Annotated in this window: 14 protein-coding genes and 1 pseudogene; 12 read left to right on the plus strand and 3 right to left on the minus strand. The window is 70.2% G+C overall.

All coding sequences use genetic code 11. The features are described from left to right. Positions 1 to 8: 8 nt before the first annotated feature. From ACWCQ6_RS25295 to ACWCQ6_RS25305, 3 genes are all read left to right on the plus strand, one after another. Positions 9 to 281 carry a hypothetical protein gene (locus ACWCQ6_RS25295; protein ID WP_451092791.1) on the plus strand — a complete coding sequence of 91 codons (273 nt, stop codon included), beginning with the start codon at positions 9 to 11 and terminating at the stop codon, positions 279 to 281. 65 nt (positions 282 to 346) lie between these two features. After that, the gene (locus tag ACWCQ6_RS25300) at positions 347 to 913 is read left to right on the plus strand and encodes a hypothetical protein (RefSeq protein WP_451092793.1); all 567 of its coding nucleotides are present in this window, start codon (positions 347 to 349) and stop codon (positions 911 to 913) included. Between the two features lie 541 nt (positions 914 to 1,454). Next, the gene (locus tag ACWCQ6_RS25305; protein WP_451092795.1) at positions 1,455 to 1,601 is read left to right on the plus strand and encodes a hypothetical protein; all 147 of its coding nucleotides are present in this window, start codon (positions 1,455 to 1,457) and stop codon (positions 1,599 to 1,601) included. A gap of 444 nt (positions 1,602 to 2,045) precedes the next feature. On the opposite strand, the gene ACWCQ6_RS25310 is transcribed toward ACWCQ6_RS25305, so the two are convergent. Together ACWCQ6_RS25310 and ACWCQ6_RS25315 are read right to left on the minus strand one after the other, a co-directional pair. Next, on the minus strand, positions 2,046 to 2,525 hold the full coding sequence (locus tag ACWCQ6_RS25310) for a hypothetical protein (protein WP_451092797.1): 480 nt from the start codon (positions 2,523 to 2,525) through the stop codon (positions 2,046 to 2,048). Between the two features lie 5 nt (positions 2,526 to 2,530). Further along, positions 2,531 to 3,088, minus strand: coding sequence for a hypothetical protein (locus tag ACWCQ6_RS25315; protein ID WP_451092799.1), 558 nt, complete (start codon positions 3,086 to 3,088; stop codon positions 2,531 to 2,533). A gap of 161 nt (positions 3,089 to 3,249) precedes the next feature. Between ACWCQ6_RS25315 and ACWCQ6_RS25320 the strand changes: the two genes are divergently transcribed. The 6 genes from ACWCQ6_RS25320 (at position 3,250) to ACWCQ6_RS25345 (ending at position 13,965) form a co-directional block, all read left to right on the plus strand. Further along, complete coding sequence (locus ACWCQ6_RS25320) at positions 3,250 to 3,798, plus strand: GNAT family N-acetyltransferase (protein WP_451092801.1); 549 nt, start codon at positions 3,250 to 3,252, stop codon at positions 3,796 to 3,798. A gap of 102 nt (positions 3,799 to 3,900) precedes the next feature. Continuing rightward, positions 3,901 to 4,524 carry a hypothetical protein gene (locus ACWCQ6_RS25325; RefSeq protein WP_451092803.1) on the plus strand — a complete coding sequence of 208 codons (624 nt, stop codon included), beginning with the start codon at positions 3,901 to 3,903 and terminating at the stop codon, positions 4,522 to 4,524. Between the two features lie 759 nt (positions 4,525 to 5,283). Continuing rightward, positions 5,284 to 6,639, plus strand: coding sequence for an acyltransferase domain-containing protein (locus ACWCQ6_RS25330; RefSeq protein ID WP_451092805.1), 1,356 nt, complete (start codon positions 5,284 to 5,286; stop codon positions 6,637 to 6,639). After that, positions 6,636 to 12,536 carry an SDR family oxidoreductase gene (locus tag ACWCQ6_RS25335; protein WP_451092807.1) on the plus strand — a complete coding sequence of 1,967 codons (5,901 nt, stop codon included), beginning with the start codon at positions 6,636 to 6,638 and terminating at the stop codon, positions 12,534 to 12,536. Before ACWCQ6_RS25330 ends, ACWCQ6_RS25335 begins: the two co-directional genes overlap by 4 nt. Further along, entirely contained in the window at positions 12,533 to 13,219 is a 687-nt protein-coding gene (locus tag ACWCQ6_RS25340; RefSeq protein ID WP_451092809.1) for a 4'-phosphopantetheinyl transferase family protein, read from the plus strand. Before ACWCQ6_RS25335 ends, ACWCQ6_RS25340 begins: the two co-directional genes overlap by 4 nt. Further along, positions 13,192 to 13,965, plus strand: a complete 774-nt coding sequence (locus ACWCQ6_RS25345; protein ID WP_451092811.1) for an SDR family NAD(P)-dependent oxidoreductase — start codon at positions 13,192 to 13,194, stop codon at positions 13,963 to 13,965. The genes ACWCQ6_RS25340 and ACWCQ6_RS25345 overlap by 28 nt, the downstream gene beginning before the upstream one ends. Before the next feature lie 90 nt (positions 13,966 to 14,055). On the opposite strand, the gene ACWCQ6_RS25350 is transcribed toward ACWCQ6_RS25345, so the two are convergent. After that, positions 14,056 to 15,465 carry an aminopeptidase P family protein gene (locus ACWCQ6_RS25350; RefSeq protein WP_451092813.1) on the minus strand — a complete coding sequence of 470 codons (1,410 nt, stop codon included), beginning with the start codon at positions 15,463 to 15,465 and terminating at the stop codon, positions 14,056 to 14,058. 215 nt (positions 15,466 to 15,680) lie between these two features. Here ACWCQ6_RS25350 and ACWCQ6_RS25355 point away from each other — a divergent pair, with 215 nt between their 5' ends. From ACWCQ6_RS25355 to ACWCQ6_RS25365, 3 genes and pseudogenes are all read left to right on the plus strand, one after another. Beyond that, the gene (locus ACWCQ6_RS25355) at positions 15,681 to 16,664 is read left to right on the plus strand and encodes a LuxR family transcriptional regulator (protein ID WP_451092815.1); all 984 of its coding nucleotides are present in this window, start codon (positions 15,681 to 15,683) and stop codon (positions 16,662 to 16,664) included. A 346-nt stretch (positions 16,665 to 17,010) separates the two neighbouring features. Further along, the gene (locus ACWCQ6_RS25360) at positions 17,011 to 18,177 is read left to right on the plus strand and encodes a cytochrome P450 (RefSeq protein WP_451092817.1); all 1,167 of its coding nucleotides are present in this window, start codon (positions 17,011 to 17,013) and stop codon (positions 18,175 to 18,177) included. 163 nt (positions 18,178 to 18,340) lie between these two features. Beyond that, a pseudogene (locus ACWCQ6_RS25365) lies at positions 18,341 to 18,804 on the plus strand (ABC transporter substrate-binding protein); the annotation flags it as partial. Positions 18,805 to 19,036 lie beyond the last annotated feature (232 nt).

The following is a 19,036-nucleotide window of genomic DNA, read 5'->3' on the forward strand; positions in this document are numbered from 1 at the left end:
GCGCCACCTTGTCGGCGCCGATGGTCGGCCGCAGCGCTGCCTGCTACGCCCTGAAGGTCCTGGCCGGGCAGTTGGCCGAGGATCCGGACATGGGCCGGCCCTCGGGCCTGCCCGGCATCCTCACCGTGACGGTGGACGCCGAGCTGTTCGAGGACTGCCCGGCCCTCCGCATCGGCTACATCCGCGAGCCCGACCGGGTCGAGATCCGGTACGTGTGCGCTTCACTCGATCGGGTGGGCGGTTCCGGGAAGCGAACCGCTTGGGCTACGGAATGCGGATGATCGGTTGAGCCGCTCGCTCCCGGGCGGCTCGGCATGCTCACCTCATCAGGGATTGAAGAGTTCTCATGGCTGAAGCATTGAAGTACGGCGACCGGGTCCACCTGCAGAACGGATACGGAAGTTGGGGCGGCGGTTACCTCGACACCAATGGTGCGAGCTCCGCGAACGGCGCCGTCTACGGGGTCTCAACCGCTGAAAGCCCGAACCGCGGTACGGGTACCGGGACTTGGGAGATCGCATCCGCCGAGGGCAAGGCCACCGGCACGCCGGTGGCCAGCGGGGACCTGATCACCCTGCGCAACTGCTACTCGGCCGGCAGCTACCTGGACACCAACGGACACGCCACCGCGGACCAGAAGAAGGCCGGAGGCAAGTACGACGTCCTGACCGCCAAGAACGCCGACCGCGGCACGGGCACTGCCGAGTGGCGCATCTTCGCTCAGACCTCCAGCCCACAGGACGCCGTCGTCCACATCGGCGACACCGTCCACCTGTGGAACACCTACGGTGGTAATGGCGGCTTCCTGGAGACCAACGGCATCGGTCCCGCCGGCGGCAAGTACGACGTGTGCACCAACGCCTACTACAACCGCACCGGCAATGTTGCCGACTGGCGTATCTCCGCTGCCTGATTCCAATGCCGTCCCGGCTTCCGGTCAGTCACATTCATGGCCTGGAGGCCGGGAACGGGCCTCGATCAGCTGTGACCATCGGGAGGGGATGGGCCGACCGGATTCGAACCGGCGTCCTCCCACACGCGGTGAAGGCGCGACGCCGGGCCACTGTCCCGCGGTCCGGTGCTGGGCCACCGGGAGAGACCGCTTCCTGGCCGCGCAGAAGCTGTTCCGCATGAATGTCCGCTGTCCGTCCTGGAGATGGAGCCAGCACATACGCCAACGCCGGGCTGCCCCACCCGTGCCGTAAGACGCCGGCCCTCAGAGGCCTGGCAATTACAAGTCGCGGCTGGGGTGGCCCGGAGCGTGCGCGTTCAAGCCGTGACGTGGATACGCCACACCCGCCTTGGGAAGCCGGGAGCGCAACGCCCCTTGACCTCCATGCCGAGATCAACCGCAAGGTGACACGTGATTCGTCTCCCCAGGCAACCGAGTGGCGACAACACGCGTCTCCAAGATCGAAGCAAGCCACGGGGACGGACATGAGGAGACAGGAAGCATGGAAGAAGTCGCGGGTTCTGCGGTCATGCGAGTCCTGAAGGGCGTGGGCTGGCTCGCGTTCAACGTGGTCGGCACGGTGGGCGACATGCTCGCCACCCACATCCCGTGGAACAAGCGGAGCGGGAGCTCGTCCACGGACAAGTAGCCGCGCCGAACGACAGTGCGTGGAGCGGACGGTGTCCGGCCGGCCCTTCCGAACGCGCGATGTCTCCCCTGCGTGCCTTCCGCTCAGGGCGAGCCCGCCCCTCTGCCTGGTGAGAGCACGAGCACTGTGCTATGGCGTACGCGGATGCTCCGACGGTCACGAGTCCGGCAGGAGAAGCCAGACCTCGGAGAAGGCGAGGCCGTGCTCATGGGCCACCGCCCCGCAGGCGCAGCCCAGCGAGACCAGGCGCCAGTCACAGCTCACTGTCCACGGGCCGTCCACACCCCCCGCACGCCGGGCAGCCGACGGTGCCGGCTGCCCACACTCCGAGAGCGGGTCTGCCGTAACGGCGGAAGCGACCCGCGTACCCGGCCCGCCATGGAGCCGATCGCCCCCACCCGGGCCTCGGATGGCACAGGCTGGTTCAGGCCGAGGAGCCGCACGTCAGTCCTGGTTCGTCGCGGACAGAGCTTCGCTGATCATGCGGGCGGCGAAGTCACGGTCGCCCACGAGTCGATTGATGTGCTCCGCGAGCAGCAAGGCTGTGGCTTCCAGCGCATTCATCTCGTCCCCGGTCCAGTCTCCGTACTGCTTGCGCCACAGGCTGGGGCTCAGGCCGGTGCCGGCTGCGACGACAAGGCCGGTCATGGTGGGGATCACTTCGGGACGGATGCTCTTCGGCATCATGCGCAACGAGGTCACGAAGCCGGGCACTACGTACTCGATGACGTCCTTGTCGTGCTCTTCGTAAGCCATCCGGAGCCACTGCATGAACATGTAGATGAGCGTGCACGCGCCGTCCAGCACGTCATTGGCTTCCTCGGGGCCCAGCGACGCGGTGAACCGGTCCATCAATTGCTGCTGCTCGGGGTCGGTCCCGGCCTGGCCGTCGTAGATGGCTTTGAGGCGAGAGTCGATCGCCATGAGTGCTACACCCACATCTCCGGCAGGGGCGTACGCGGGGTCGCAGGATGGGGACACAGGATTCCTTCCGAGGTGACCTTGAGTGACGCGGCGAGTTCATAAGGTAGCCGTTGAAGGGGTGTTGGTCCGGGGAATTGCGAATGATCGCTCCGCAGGGAATGGGCGGCCAGGCCGTCTGCTGGGAGGCATCGGCGCCGCACCCCCACGCAGGCGCCACATGACCGACGGAACTGCGGGAGCATGCACAGCGTCTTCACGCGGGCGGTGGCATCGACTGGGTCGAGGACGACCTGCCGGACCTGGAGCCGGGCGGCCACCAGGGCCGGTTCGATGCGGTCTTCGCCGCTGCGGTGTGGATGCATCCGGATGCCGAGGAACGTCGACGTGCGATGGCCCGGATTGCCGCGTTGCTGGTTGCCGATGGCTGATCTTTCGTGAATGTCCGCCACGGTCCTGTGCCCGAGGGGCGTCACATGTTCGATGTATCTGCCGCTGAGACAGCCGAGTTGGGCAGTGCGCATGGGTTGCACACGATCCATTGCGTCGAGCGTTCCGATCTTCATGGCCGTGACGACGTCCGATGGAGCTGCCTGGTCCTCCAGGCGGACAGGGGCGACAAATCGATTTCTGGGACCGCACAGGTTGGCCGGGGCGGTGCTCGTGGCGTTGCCGCTGTCGGTCGTCCGAGGCTCCTGCCCGGCGGGCGTGCGATAGGTTGCCCGACATGACTGATCTCGGGCCCGTCGCCTGGCCGCCTGCCCCGATCAGGACCGAGCGGCTCGTGCTTCGCGAGTCCGAGGCCCGGGACCGTGCGGCATTCATCGAGCTGTTCGCCTCGCCAGAGGTGGGCACATACATCGGTGGCTCTCGACCGCGCGATGAGCTTGAGCGCGCGGTGCCTGAGATGCCCGGGCAGCGCCCTGGCCTTTTCGTGATCGATCTCGACGGAGCGATGATCGGCGTGATCACGCTCGATCGGCGCGACGCAGAGCGTCCGGGGCATGTCCGCCCGGATGCCGGGGAGTTCGAACTCGGCTACATGTTCCTGCCGGAGGCGTGGGGATGCGGGTATGCCGCCGAGGCGTGCGCAGCGGCACTCGGCTGGTTCGCCGACGCGCTTCCCGGCGAGCCGGTGGTGCTCTGTACCCAGACTGCCAACGTCCGTTCGCTGCGTCTCGCGGTGAAGCTGGGGTTCATCGAGGTGGAGCGGTTCGAGGAGTACGGCGCCGAGCAGTGGTTCGGAGTGTGGACCTCCGTCGCGCCGTCCGATTGAACTCGTGCACGACAGCGCGGATCCACGAGGCCGTTCACGGCGTCGCGAACGGGGTGCCGCCACAAGCGGTCGCGTAGACAGTCGTGGGAGCCGACGTTGGTCATGCACGACAACGACGCAACCAACGGTACGGTCCGCCGCCCGGCAGTTGATAGCGTGATTGTCGTGACAGAGCTGGAAGAACTGGTCCTGACCCCCGGCGAGCGGGCTCGGGGGATTCGAGTCGACAGCATGATGTTCCGGATGGACTGGACCGGTGAGGAATCCCCGGGGCAGCTGGCGGCATTCGTGGCCGGTCGGGTACGGGCCTTCGGGACGGAGCCGGCAGACGTCGACACCGGCATCGTCTACCACGCGGCCGAGGTCGACCCGACTCTGCGCCGCGGTGATTTCCCGGTCCGCCAGCTCGATCATCTGTCCGGTGTGTTGGTAAATCTCGGCTGCACGCTCATGGTGCGGGACAACGGAACCGACACTTACGAGGTACTGGTCGCGCTGACCGGTGAGTGTGAGCCGACCGGGTTGATGCACCAGGGCCTCCCGGTGCGTGCCTGGGGCCCGGAACCCGAAGAGACCCTGGTCAGCCTGGACTGCCCGAACTGCTCGGAGATGCTGGTCTGGCAACTGTCGAAGCCCCAGACCCTGGCCGATGAGCGCTGCGATTGTGGAGCCGCGTTGTTCGACGCTACTGGCCGCCCACTGCCCAACGTCACTCTCCACGACTGAGCCGCTCAGTCCCCTTGGCCTCGGCACATCCTCACCGATGTACTGCTCGTCGATTGCCTCGCCCCCTGATCCGCACCACGCGCAATTCATGCGGACGACTGTGTCGGGCCGGGAGCAAGGCGGACCGGCAGCCGGGCGTGCGGTTGTCATAGGCGTCTGCTGATTGTTGTTGTGCGCCCGCAGCCGGGCAACAGAGATTCACTGCCGGGAATCCGGGGCCGGCCCTGGACCGATAGGTCCCTTCGGCTTCATCAACATCGCCATTGCCTGGCACGGACAGCAGGCAGCGCAGGGTTGGTGATCGAGCTTCTTCACCGGCCGGAGGGCGATCGAGGAGTCAGCACCCAGCGCGATTGGCTGTCGGGAGCGCCAGGGTGGTGAATGGGGGCACCCTCGCGCGTTCGGCGAGCGGATTCTGTATCCGGACGCATTTTCGTCACCCGTGTGGGTGACGACTGTGGGGGCTCGCGACCGTAGCCTGACTATGCGTGTGCATGGGGTGGGCGTTCGCTCTGGTTCCATATTCCGTTCCGGTACTTGTCCTGGTTCTTGCTCCAGCTGTCACATCGCATCGCCCCCTGTGCAGGTCCCGCTGTACGCCCCCGAGCGGTGCCGTGCGGCCGCCCCCAAGGTCGGGGGCCGCCATCGGCGGCGTCTTCTCCCCTTCTTCGGTCCCGCGCCGTCCGTCCCTGCCGTGCATTTCGATGGCACGGACCTTCCCAGGATCTGCCAAGTGTTGCTCTGTGCAGAGGAGTTGCTGTGGTCGCGCGCTGCGCTTTCGTGTTCCCGGGGCAGGGGGCCTACCTGCCCGCCGCCCTCGCCCGGCTCGCCGTCGACGAGCCGCTGGTGGAGGAAACACTGCACCTTCTGGACGCCACCGCCGTTCGCCTGGGGCGGAGCGCCCCCTCCCGCCTTCTTCTCGACGAACGGGCGCCGACACTCTCCGAGTTGGTGGACGAGGCCCCGGCAGATCTGCATGCGGCGATTTTCGCTGCCGAGATGGCGCTGTTCCGGGTATTGACGGAACGTCATGGACTGTTTCCCGACGTGCTGCTGGGGCACAGCTTCGGCGAGTTGGTGGCCCTGACCGCGGCCGGTGTGTACGGGCTGGAAGAGGGCATGGCGCTGGTGGTCGCCCGCGATGAGGCGTTCGCCGCCTGCCCGCCGGAGCGCGGCGGAATGCTGGTACTGGAGGTGTCCGCTTCCCGGGCCGAAGGACTGCTGGTGGGTCTCGGAGAGTGGGAGGTGACCCTGGCCGCGGACAACAGTCCCCGTCAGTGCGTGGTGTCCGGCCCCGCCGAGCCCTTGGGCCGGGTAGAGCGTGCCGCCCACGCGATTGGCGTCAGGGCGACCGCGCTACGGGTCCCGTACGCCTTCCACCACCGCATACTGGGCGCCGTCGCGGGTGACTTCACCCGCCGGGCGACCATGCTGCGAGCCGGGCCGGCGCGACATCTGCTGCACTCGGCGATTCTGGGGCGGCGGGTGGACGACACCGACATGGTGGCGGACCTGGTCGCCGCCCACCTGGTGCGTCCCACGCGGTTCACCGACGCGGTCCGCCTGCTCCACACGGAGGGCGTGGGGCTGTTCGTGGAGTGCGGGCCTCGCGGTGTGCTGAGCGATCTCGTGACGGCGACGGTGCCGGACGTACGGGTTGTCGCGCCGTTGCGACGCCGGGTGAGCGGACCCGAGCTGTCCGAGGCACTGAGCGGACTGACGACGGTTTCCACAGCGTCCGTGGTCACCGGAGTCGCAGCCACCGTACCTGGCGCGGGCGCCGGCACCGCTGACACCGGCACCGTGGCCGAGGAAGCCGCGCCGGGTGCGGAGGCCCTCCCGGAGCGGCGGTCCATCGTGGCCACACTACGGTCCCTGTACGCGGCGGCGTTGGGGTATCCGCCCGAGGTCCTGACCAACGATGCCGATCTGGAGGCGGATCTGGGGGTGGACTCGATCAAGCAGACCGAACTGTTCGCCCAGGCCGCCGCGCGTTTCGGGCGTACCCTGCCGACGGACGGCTCCCGCCTGACCAGCTACACCACTCTGGACGCGCTGGCAGGGCTGTTGAGAACGCTGCCCGCGGACGGCCCGCTTGCGGGGGTGCAGGCATGAGCGGCCGGTTCGACGTGCCCGCACCACGGGATCTCGCGGGAAAGATCGCCTTGGTCACCGGGGGAGGCAAGGGAGTCGGTGCGGCGATCAGCCGCGAACTGGCCCGGAACGGCGCCCTCGTGGTGGTCAACTCCTTCCACTCGCCGCAGGCCGCCGAGGAGACCGTGGAGTCGATCCGTTCCACCGGGGGCCGGGCGGAGACGCTGCGGGCCAGTGTCGCCAAACACGACCAGGTGACCGCGATGTTCGCGACCCTGGCCGAGAAGCACGGCGGCGTGGACATCCTGGTCAACAACGCCGCGCGGGGCGTGTTCGCCCGCTTCGACGACCTCACCGACTCCGAATGGCAGCGGGCGCTGGACATCAATGTCCACGGTGCTCGCTGGTGTGCCCTTGAGGCAGCACCCCTGATGGCCGCGCGCGGCGGCGGTGCCATCGTGAACGTCTCGTCCATCGGCGCCGGACTGGCCATGGACAACTACCTGCTGATGGGGGTGTGCAAGGCGGCGCTGGAAGCGATGACCCGGTACCTGGCGGCCGATCTCGGCCCATCGGGAATCCGGGTGAACACAGCCTCGGCCGGGCTGCTGGACAATTCCACGGCCGCGCTGTTCCCCGGTGCGGACGCCCTGCGGGCTACCTGTGCGGCGGCGGCCCCGCTCGGCGGGGTGGGCCATGAAGAAGACCTTGCCGGGCTGGTGGCCTTCCTTGCCTCTCCGCAGGCCCGTTGGATCTCCGGGCAGTGTCTGCTGGCCGACGGGGGACTGTCCGTGGGCCGCGCCATGCTCACTCCGCACCAACCCGCACCACCCAGCGCCCCGTCCCCTTGTCCTCCGGCTCGGACCGGTGCTGCCGCGCCGGCTGTCCGGCCTCCTCGGCGGGCTGCGGCGGACATGCGGCCTCCCGCCGTGGACAAGAAGCAGGCCAGGGCGGCAGTTGTGCGGAGTGGTGTCGGGGCGGAGCGGGAGACGGCACGCACGGTGGCCGTCGTGGGCATGGGCCTGGTGGCCCCCGGGGCCGAGAGTGCGGACGCGCTCTGGCGACGGCTGATGGAGGGCGTTCCCCAGTTCAGCGAGCCCGGAGAACGGTTTCCGCTGGATCACTTCTGGTCGCCCGCGGACGTCGCGGACCGTACCTACAGCCGGGTCGCCGGCTACGTCCGCCCCGTGCCGGAGGACGCCGAAAAGGACATCGAGGAGGAAACCGAGGACGACACTGAAGACGAAACCGAGGAGGACTTCCTCACCGCCTGGACGCGTGCCGCGCTTCTTCAGTGCGACGCCCCGCGTCTGGCGTCCCGTGCCGGTGCCCGTACTGCGTGCTTCGCCGGTGCCTGGGCCGAGGGATCGCAGCATGTGGAGGAGAGCCTGCTCGTCGAGGCTGCCGCGGACGGTATCGCGGAGCGCTGGGGCGGAAGCATGGCCGAGAACCCGGAGGCGCTGCGTGAGCTGCTCGTCCAGTGGCTGCGGTCCGCGCACCGGCACGCGGGCGTGCCGGCCGGGCACCTGCCACCGGCGGCCCTGCGCGCCGCCGTGGCATCCCTGCTTCCCGCGCCGACGCGGGTGCAGATCGTCGACACCGCGTGCTCCTCCTCGCTGTACGCCATCGACCTGGGCGCCCGCGCCGTCCTGGACGGGGAGTGCGATCTCGCCCTGTGTGGCGGGGTGTTCTCCCTCGGGCCCCGCTACAGCGTGTTGTTCTCCCGACTGCGCGGGCTGAGCCGGTCGGGTGCGGTCCGTGCCTTCGACGCGGACGCGGACGGGGTGCTGTTCGCCGACGGGGCGGCGTTCGTCGCTCTCAAACGGCTGGACGTCGCCCGTGCCGACGGCGACCACGTCCTGGGGGTGCTGGCCGGGTTCGGAGCGGCCTCCGACGGGCGTGGCCGGGCCGTCCACGCCCCCAACGCCACCGGCCAGGAGCGGTCGTTGGCCCGTGCCCGTGCCGTGTCCGGCGTCGAACCCGAGCAGATCGACTGGGTGGTCGCCCATGCCACCGGAACCCCGGTCGGCGACCGGGTCGAGCGTGGAGTGCTGTCGCAGCAGTTGCCCCACGCCTGGTGCACATCGAACAAGTCGGTGTTCGGTCATACCGGTTGGGCAGCCGGCGCGGTGTCGGTCGTCCATGCCCTGCAGGGCATGGCCCACTCCGTGATCCCGCCGCAGATCCCCTACCGCGGCTCCGGCGACGCGCCCCCACTGCGGGTGCCGACCGATCCGATGCCCTGGCAACGCCCGGTTGACCGGCCACGAACGGTGGGGGTGTCGGCGTTCGGGTTCGGAGGAACCAACGGCCATCTGCTGCTCCAGGACGCACCCCGGCCCGGCGAGGCCGCGCCGGCCTCCCTGCCCGCTCTTGTCCAGGACGATCCGGTGGTCGTCGTCGCCTGGTCGGCCCACCTGCCCGGAAGCCCGGACGCGGCGGATGTCGCACGCCGTCTGGCCGATGGGCGCAACCCCGCGGCACGGCGCTCGTTCGGAGTGCGGTATCCGCTTCCTCCCTTCGCCGAGGTACGCATCCCCGCGCCCACCGCCGAGGGCATCGACCGGGCCCAGCTCATGGCGCTGCAGGCCGTCGCCGCACTGGTCCCCCGGGACACCTCGCCCTGGTGGGAGGGGCTGGGGGAGACCTGCGGTGTCTTCGCCGCCCACACCGGTGTCCCCGCGGCGTCGCCCGACATGACCGTCCGCTGCCACGCCGCGTCGCTGGCCGAGGCGGTGTGGCACCCGTTGCCCCGCGGACTCGACCGCGCCTCGTTGCGGAAGGCCACCTCGGAATTCCTCGACGCGGTGCGCGAGCGCACCAGTCCGGGGGAGGACACCCTGGCCGGGCTGATGCCGAACGTGATCCCCGCTCGGGTCGCCGCCCTGCACGATCTGCACGGTCCCACGATGACCCTCGACACCGGGCTCACCTCGGGCCGCAGCGCCCTCAGGGCCGCCACCGCGTATCTGCGCCGCGGGGAACTGGAGTTGGCCCTGGTGCTGGGCGTCAACGGCGCCACCGGTCCGCTGTCCACCCGCCTGCACGACATCGGCGGGTCCCTGGAGCCGGCGGAAGGGGCCTTCGCCCTGGTGCTCACCCGGGCCTCCGTCGCCCGCCGACGCGGCTGGTCCCGCCTCGCCACCCTCGACACCCTGTTGGGCCAACTACCCACCGAGCACCGCGAACCGAAGGGGTGGAGCTATCTGGGAGCCGACGACCTGGTGGCTGCTCTGCGGCATCTCGTCGGCCATGAACCGGTCCCCACGCCGACGGCTCCGGCATCGGTGGCTCCGGCCCGGCCTGCCGAAGGTGCCCCGACCCCGGTCTCCTGGCGTCACACCCTGAGCTGGGAGGCAGCCGGACCGTGCGGCACCGGTGCACGGACGCTGCCGGCCCGCACCCTGGTGATCGCCGGCTCCCGGTACGTGCATGCTCTGCGCGCCATGGTCGAGGCCGGCCTCCACTGCCGTCTGGTCGCCGTCGACGGGGACCAGGACCCGCAGCAGGCCGTCGACCACATCGTGTGCGACAGCCCCGTGGGGTTCCGGCATCTGCGGGTCGTCGCCGATCTCCACTCCGCACCCGCCTGGCCCGCTCCGCCCACCGCCGACGTACTGGCCGTGCAGGAGGCGGCCTTCTGGGCGGTACGTCGGCTGCGCGACCGGATCTCCGAGGGAAGCACGGTCGCGGTGGGCGTGGCGGCCCCGTTCCTCGGAGCGGAGGCCGCCCCGCACGCCCATCTGTTCACGGGCTTCGTCAAGTCCCTGGCCTGGGAACTGACCGATTGCACCGTGCGCGCGGTGGTCGCCGACAGCACCGACCCCCTGGCCGTACTGGCCGCGCTGGAGGACGAACTCCACCGCCCAGCCGATGGGTTGCCCGTGGTCCGGCATCGTGGCACCACCCGTTTCGTCCAGCGACTCGCCGAGAACGACCCTCCCGTGACGGGCGCGGCCCTGCCGCTCGCTCCCCGAGCAGTGGTCGTCGCCACAGGCGGTGCCCGCGGCATCACCGCCGCCTGCCTGCTCGGCCTCGCACGCCAGGTGCCCCTGCGGATCCACTTGGTGGGGTCCAGCCGCCCCGACGACATCCCCGACGACCTGCTGCGCACCCCCGACCAGGAACTGCCCGCAGCGCGCGCCCGTTACATCACCGACCAGCGCTCCCGGACGCCGCGGCGTCCGGTGGGGGAGATCAGCGCCGCTTTCGACCGCCTCCTGCACGCCCGCGAGTCCGCCCTGACCCTACGGGCCCTGAGTGAGTTGTGCGGCGCCGACCAGGTCCACTTCCACACCTGCGACGTCACGGACGCGAACGCCGTACGTGCCCTGGCCCACGCCGTCCGGGCCCAGGAGGGCCACGTCGACCTGCTCGTCAACGGCGCGGGACTGCACCACCCGGGCGACATCACCCGCAAGACCCTGCCCGGCATGCGCCGCATCCGCGACGTCAAGCTGTCCGGCTACCACCATCTGCGCGCCACGTTCACCGGCACTCTCGCCCCGCGCCTGTGGTGCAACTTCGGCTCGGTCACCGGCGTCGCCGGCCTGCCCGGCGAGAGCGACTACTCCCCGGCCAATGACTTCCTGTCCGGCGCCGCACTCGTCGGCGACGACGGCGAGTTCACCATCTCCTGGACCGTCTGGGACGAGACCGGCCTCGGCTCCGGGGCAATCGTCCAGTCCCACACCGCACGCACCGCGCGCCTTTCCCGCATGACCACCACCGAAGGAGTCACCCACTTCCTGACCGAACTGCGTCGCCGCAGCCACGAAGAGGGCGGGAAGGACAGGCACGTCACGTTCGTCGGTGACGCCGAACACCGCTCCTTCGACACCCGTTTCCCGGGCCTGCGCACCACCGGGGACACCGGCCGGCACCACCGGGCCGCCCCGGTGGTCACAACATGTCCCACCGATGACGACGTCCCGCCCCGACCGCCCGGCGACCCCGTCCGGGCCGAATCGCCCGGTGACACCCCGGCCGGACTGCTCGGCGAACCCGTCACCCACCACGCCGACCACGCCACCTGGCACCTGATCCTCGACCTGGACACCCACGGCTTCCTGCGCGACCACCTGGTGGACGGCAAACCCACCGTGCCGGGCGTGATGCTGGCCGACATCGCGGTCCAGGCGGCACGGGCTCTCGCTCCCGGGCTACTGCCACGCGCCGTCGACGACCTCACCTTCAGCGCCTGGGTCCGCGCCCGTACCGACGGCAGACCCGCCCGCTATCGCGTCGAGGCCCGCCGCCGCCGTACCAGGACGGCCTGCGCGGTCGGCGTGACCATCCGCTCCGACATCGTCGCCCCCGACGGAAGCGTTCTGGCCCACGACCGCGAACACGTCCGTGCCACTGTCCGTCTGGGCGGACCGGTTCCCCTGCCCGAGCCGTACGGCCCGCTCGCCGGATCCCACCGCACGGTCGACGACCCGTACTACGACGCAGCCTCCCCGGTGCTGCTCACCGGCGTCTTCCGCGCCACCGACCAGTGCCGCACCGCCGACTCGGGCACCAGTGCCCGCTGGCGCCCCCACCCGGAGCAACTGTCCGCGCTGCCCCGACTCTCCACCCCGGCAGTCCTCCTGGACAGCCTCGCCCGCACCCCCGCCCTCGAACCCACCCCGGACGGGCACCATGCCGTCGCCGTTCCGCACCACATCGAACGCATCACCCTGTACGAGTACGGCGACGACCACGACCTCGTCCGGACCCACCCCGCCGGGCTGCGGCTCCACCACTCACCCGCCACCGACACCAGCACCGCCACCACCCGGGACGGCCGCATCGTCGCCCAGATCTCCGGCATGCGCGCCACCGTCCTGGCCCGCCTCCCGGCACGCCCCCACACCTCAACCACTGCGACCGCGCCTTTCGAGGGCGGCCACCGGGCCGAGGCCGACGCCCGGTGACCCCGGTGGTTCACGCACTCGCCGGTGCCCGCCATCGCCGGATCGCCACCACAGCGGGCCCGGTCGACATCTGGTGGCACACCGCCCCGCAGGCGCGTCCCGTACCCGGCCGGGCGCTGCTGCGCCATGCCGTCGCGGCGCAGCACGACCGCCCGGCCGACACCGTCAGCGTGGTCCGGGATCCGCTCGGGCGCCCCGCACTCGCACCGGAACAGAACCTGCCTCCCCTGTGCCTCACCGCCGCCCACTGCGGCCCCGTGACGGTGGCCGCACTGGTCGCAGCGTCCCAGGACGGCACCCGGATCGGCATCGACATCGAACATCTGGCTTCCCCTCCGTCGCCTCACCTGCTGCGGTACGCCCTCCACCCGGGCGAGCGTGCTGCGCCGGCCGACCGGCCCGCGACCGTACGGAAGGAGGAGTTCCTCACCCTGTGGACGGCCAAGGAAGCCGTCGCCAAAGCCTTGGGGTGGTCGTTGCTGCGTGCCCTCGTCGACGTGGAGATCACCCTGCACCCACGGCTCTCCCTGGCCCGGCTGGGCCAGGACCCGGCCCCCCTCGGCTGGCAGTTGCTGCCTCTGAAACTCCCCGGGACACCGCACACTGCCACCCTCGTCACCCACCACTCGCCATCAGGCCCACGACGGGAGAGCACATGGACCTCACCGGCAGAACCGCACTGATCACCGGGGCCACCCGTGGCATCGGCCTGGCCATCGCCCACACACTCCACGCCCACGGGGCCCGGCTGGTCATCACCGGCCGCTGCGAGGACAGCGGTCGAGCAGCCCTCGCCCGGCTGGACGCCGGAGACGATGTCGCCCTGTGCGTGGCCGACGCCACCGACCGGGCCGATGCCGAACGCGCGGTCGACGAGGCGGTGGACCGTTACGGGCACCTCGACATCGTCGTCAACAACGTCGGCGGTGCCACCGACTTCGCCACCGTCGCCGACATCACCGACGACACCTGGCACCAGACCCTCGCCCTCAACATCGACTCCGCCCTCTACACCACCCGCCACGCCCTGACCCACCTGATCCCGCAGCGCTCCGGTCGCGTCATCAACATCTCCTCCATGGAAGGCCGCGACCCGGATCCCGGCCTGTGTGCCTACGCCGCCGCCAAACACGCGCTGATCGGGCTCACCAGGGTCCTGGCCAAAGAGGCGGGCCCCTACGGAGTCACCGCCAACTGCGTATGCCCCGGTGCCGTCGAGACCGACTGGTTCACCGGACAGGGCCCCCGGGCCGCGGGGGTTCTCGGTACCGACTACCCGGGGCTGGTCCGCCACTTCACCAACCGCACCGCCACCGGCCGCCTGACCCGGCCCGAGGAGGTCGCCGCAGCCGTCCTGCTCCTCGCCTCACACGCAGGCTCCGGCATCACAGGCGCGTGCATCCCCGTCGACGGAGGCGCCACCGTGTGAAGTCCGCCCGGCGGAGAACAACGGCGTCGTCCGAGCCGACCCAGCCCACCGGGCGCACCGATCTCGTGCACCCGGTGGGCTGCGACGCTGTCAGCCCGCGAACTGGTCCATCCACGCCTCGACCTCGTCCGCCGACCTCGGCAGGCCCGCCGACAGGTTCTCGTGGCCGTCCTCGGTGACGACCAGGTCGTCCTCGATCCGGACGCCGATGCCGCGCCACTCCTCGGGCACGGTGAGGTCGTCCGGCTGGAAGTACAGGCCGGGCTCCACGGTGAGCACCATGCCCGGCTCCAGCACACCGTCGACGTAGTCCTCGTTCCTGGCCTGCGCACAGTCGTGGACATCCAGGCCGAGCATGTGGCCGGTGCCCGCCATGGTGAAGCGGCGCTGGAGGCCGAGCTCGTACGCACGGTCGGCCGGGCCCTCGATGAAGCCCCACTCGACCAGCCGGGTTGCCAGGTGGCGCTGGGACGCCTCGTGGAAGTCGCGGTACGCGGCACCCGGTTTGACCGCTGCCATACCGGCTTCCTGGGCCTCGTACACCGCGTCGTAGACCTTGCGCTGCACGGGCGTGAAAGTGCCGCTGATCGGAAGCGTGCGCGTGACATCGGCGGTGTAGAGGGTGTGCGTCTCCACGCCGGCGTCGAGCAGGAGCAGCTCCCCGGGGCGCACCGGACCGTCGTTGTCCGTCCAGTGCATGATCGTGGCGTGCTCGCCCGCGGCGCAGATCGAGCCGTAGCCGACGGCCTTGCCCTCCAGGCGTGCGCGGCGGAAGAACGTTCCCTCGATCCACCGCTCGGACGACGCGATCGCCGTGGAGAGATCACCGATCACATCGGTGAATCCGCGCACCGTGGAGTCCACGGCTTTGCGGAGCTCGGCGATCTCCCAGTCGTCCTTGACGAGGCGGAGATCGCTGAGTGCCTCTTCGAGTTCGGCGTCACGCTCCTCGTCGGTGGTGACGGCGGCCTCCAGGGACGGGTCGACACCGCGGACGATCCGGGTCGGCGCACCGGAGGCGGCCAGGTCGTCGGCCGCCGTACGGACGTCCCGGCAGGGCAGGCCGAGTACGAGCTCCGACTCGGCGAGGGAGCGGCGCCGGCCCATCCACAGCTCCGCCGTGGGACCGGTCCAGAACTCGTTGTTGTCCCGGCTGTCCCGCGGCAGCTGGTAGCAGTAGGCGTCATGGCCGCCGTCCGCCCGGGGTTCGAGGACGAGAGCGCCGTCCCGGGCCTGGTCCCCGGTCATGTGTACGTAGCCCGTGTACGCCCGGAACGGGTAGGTGTCGTCGTTGGAACGGACCTTGAGATTCCCCGAGGGGATGACGAGGCGTTCGCCGGGGAAGCGCGCGGAGAGTGCGGCGCGGCGGCGGTCCGCGTACGGGGCCTGCTCGTCGGGCCGCAGGTCGTGCCGCTCGGTGTCCGCCCACCCCGTCCGCATCAGAGCGGACAGTTCCTCGGAGATCCCTGAGTAGAGACCGTTCTTGCGGCCTTTCGCCACGGCGTACACCTTCTTCCGGGTGGGTTTCCTGAGCGGCGAGGGACGAAGTGAGCCCAGGGGGTTGCCCTGCTCCCGGTGCGGCGGCTCGGGACCCTCGCTGCCGCCGTTCTTCGGCGGCCTCCGGACGGTATCCCGCACCGACCGCGCTCGGTGCCCAGGAGCGCCACTGGCACGGATCGGCCATGGCCTGACCGGAGTCGTCGACAATGAGACACATGGCGAACGTGAAACTCGGCGAGGCTCTCCGGCTTCTGGGAATCGATCACGCGGCGAGCCAGGTCTATCTGGCGCTGCTCGAACTGGCGCCCGCTCCGCTGAGTGCGATCGGGACAGCGTCCGGTCTGGGCGGTGCGGAGCTGGCCGAGGCGTACGGTGCGCTGGTCGACGCCGGTCTGGCCAGTGCCGCCGACGAAGGCGGGGACATGGTTGCCCCGGTTCCGCCCACCGCGGGCCTGGAGATCCTCGCCCGGCACCGGGCGGCCGAGGTCGAGGAGTCGCGTATCGCCGTCGGGGGCGCGTTCGAGTCGTTCCGGCGGCAGCGGCTCGCCGCGTACAACGACAACCTCGTCGAGGTCGTCACGGGCGAAGCCATCGGTCCCCGGATGCGTCATGCCTGGGCGAGCGCCCGGTATCAGATCCGGCAGTTCGAGTCACCGCCGTACTTCCCTCTGTCCGGAGCCACGGACGACGCGCTGGCCACGCTCGCCCGCGGTGTGACGCAGCGTGTCGTGTACTCGCGGGAGTCACTGGAGCATCCGGGCCACCTGACGGACGCCATCGAACCGTGCATCAAGGCCGGCGAACAGGCCAGGGTGCTGCCCTCGGTCCCGGTCAAACTCGTGATCATCGACGAGGCGTACGCGCTCGTGTCGTTGTCGATCAAAGAGGCCGACGTACACAACACCATGCTGGTCGTGCAGCCGTGCGGCCTGCTCTCCGCTCTCGTGGCGCTGTTCGAGCAGTCCTGGCAGAACGCCCTGCCGTTCCACGGCCGCACCACGCACCCGGGTGGCCTGCCACCCGCCGACCGTCGACTGCTGTGGCTCCTCGCGGGCGGTGCGAGTGACGACGTCATCGCCCGCGAGCTGGGAATCAGCCGCCGCACCCTGTTCCGCCGCCTGCAGATCCTGATGGCCCGGCTGGGCGCCGCGAACCGCTTCCAGATGGCCTTGCAGGCGCAGCGCTCCGGATGGTTGTGACCGGCACGACGCCGGGCCGGGCGGAGCGGCTGCGAGCGGCCCGCTCGATACGGGATGACGCCGTCGAGGCGCGGCCGTGTCGTCGAGCCATGTGCCGCGCCGCGAGACCGACGTGCACAACACTGACAGTAGTCGTCTGTACGCTGTGTGTTCGAGTGGTGTCAGGATGGTGACGTGTCCGGGCACCCCCGGGCGCCCGGAACCGGAAGCCGCCGAGGCGCACTCCGTCCGCTCCTCTGCCGGGGCCCCCACGCCCGATGCAGCCTGACACACGACCGGCGGACACGGACGGGAACCCGACACCGCCGTGGCGGCGGCACCGGCCCGCCGCCACGGCAGGAGGACCATGACCGCCCACGAGAAACTTCTCCCTCTGCACCGGCTGACGTTCGCCGACCCAGGCCCGCCCCAGCACACAACACTGCCCGACGGCAGCCCTGCCTGGCACTTCACCCGCTACGAGGACGTCCGCCAGGTACTGGCCGACGACCGGTTCAACCGAGCTCTGCTGCCCGTGACGGCCGCCTCGCCTCTCACCGACTCCCCCGAGGCCATGGCCAAGCAGGACGGTGCGGGGCACCTTCGACTGCGCCATACCGTCAAAGGCGCCTTCACCCCTCGCGCAGTCAGCCGGGTGACGCCCATGGTCGCCGAGGTCGCGGACCGGCTCGTCGCGGACCTCGCCGACCACGGCCCACCCACGGACCTCGTCGACCACTACACCCGCCCCCTGCCTGTCGCGGTCATGAACAAGCTGCTGGGAGTCCACGACATCGACGACACCCGGCTGCTGCGCTGGAGCGAACTCGCCTTCCCCGACCGCTCCGTTCCCGAAGACGAAACCGCCGGGGCCGCACGTGAGTTCACCGAATTCGCCACCCGTCTCATGGCCGATCGCCGACGCTCCCCGGGCCCGGACCTGATCAGCACCCTCGTACAGACCGCCGACCGCGAGGACGGCGTCCCCGAATCCCAACTCGTCAACTTTGTCGCCACCCTCGTGGTGGCCGGCTACGACACCACCATGACCATGCTGGGCAATGCACTCCTCTACCTCCTGGACGAACGCCCGAAGGACTGGGCCCGCCTGGGCTCCGACGAAGCGGCTGCCGGGGTACTGGCCGATCGCCTGACGCATCTGATCCCGCTCAACGACCCCGCGAAGCACTTCAGCCCGCTGCGCGCCACCGAAGACCTGGAGATCGGAGGGGTAACCATCCGGGCCGGAGACCTCGTCACCCTTGACCGCGGCGCGGCCAACCGCGACCCCGCAGCCTTCCCCGGCGACCCCTTTGCCGACCTGTTCGCCCCACTGGAACACCCCACCCTCGCCTTCGGCGGAGGACACCACTACTGCCTGGGTGTCTCCCTGGCCCGTGCCGAACTCCGCCTCGCCCTGCACCGACTGGCCACCCGGCTCCCCGGCCTGCGCCTGACCGTGCCGGTCGACACCCTTGAGTGGCGCATGAGCGCTCTCACCCGGAGCCCCAGGCACCTGCCCGTGACCTGGTAGTCGACTCGCCCGCCCCACGGGCCTGCCGAGAGCGTCGTCGACGCAGCGGCGGAACCGCGCTCCCACCGCACCCGCGGCTCGGCACGGGGCTCGGGCGGGACCCCGTGTCCCAGGCGATACTGCTACTCGGACGGCTCCGTGCGGCGGGAACCGTCACGGCCGGCTCGTCGGCCACGGCGCGACGACGCTCCTTCTGCTGGTCGGCCATGAGCCGTCCGGGGCGACCGGAGGCACGCGAAGATCCTGATCGGTGCTCCGGCCGGACAACCGGAGTTCGCCGAATGGGCCGCGGCGCTGGGCGAGGACGGCGCAGAGATCCCGTTCCTGCGCTACCTGCCGGAGTGTCCCGGCCCGCTCGGCGAACGGGTCGGGAAGGAACTCGGTGAGCGGCTGGGCGAAGTGCCCTCCTTCGTCGCCTTCGAGGGCTGGGACACCGTCGCCGTCCTCGCCGCGGCGCTGCGTTCGCACGGCACGGACCGTGCGGCCGTCGCCGAGTCGTGGCCGCGCGTGGAGATCGAGGGCACCCCCGGACCGATCCGGTTCTCGCGTATGCCGGGCATCGGCGTCTGGCAATGGGCTTGGACGCCCATCCAAGTCGTTGAACGGGACCCGGCGTCGCATCAAAGAGGTGATAGCCAGAGGCAATGCCGTGACACACGGTCGAACAACCGACAGCCTGACAATGACATCCCGTTCCCGGCCAGGCGGGACTTTCGAAACACGCCTGAGGGCTTGCAGAGAATCAAGGTGTTGCTTCCCGCGCTAAGCTCGTTGGTGTGGTATGCGCATCCCGAACGAGAATCGTGACCACCTCGCTGTGAAGTTTGATGTGTTGTTCCCGCATCTGGACGAGCGGCAG

Source organism: Streptomyces sp. NPDC001880 (assembly GCF_053594575.1).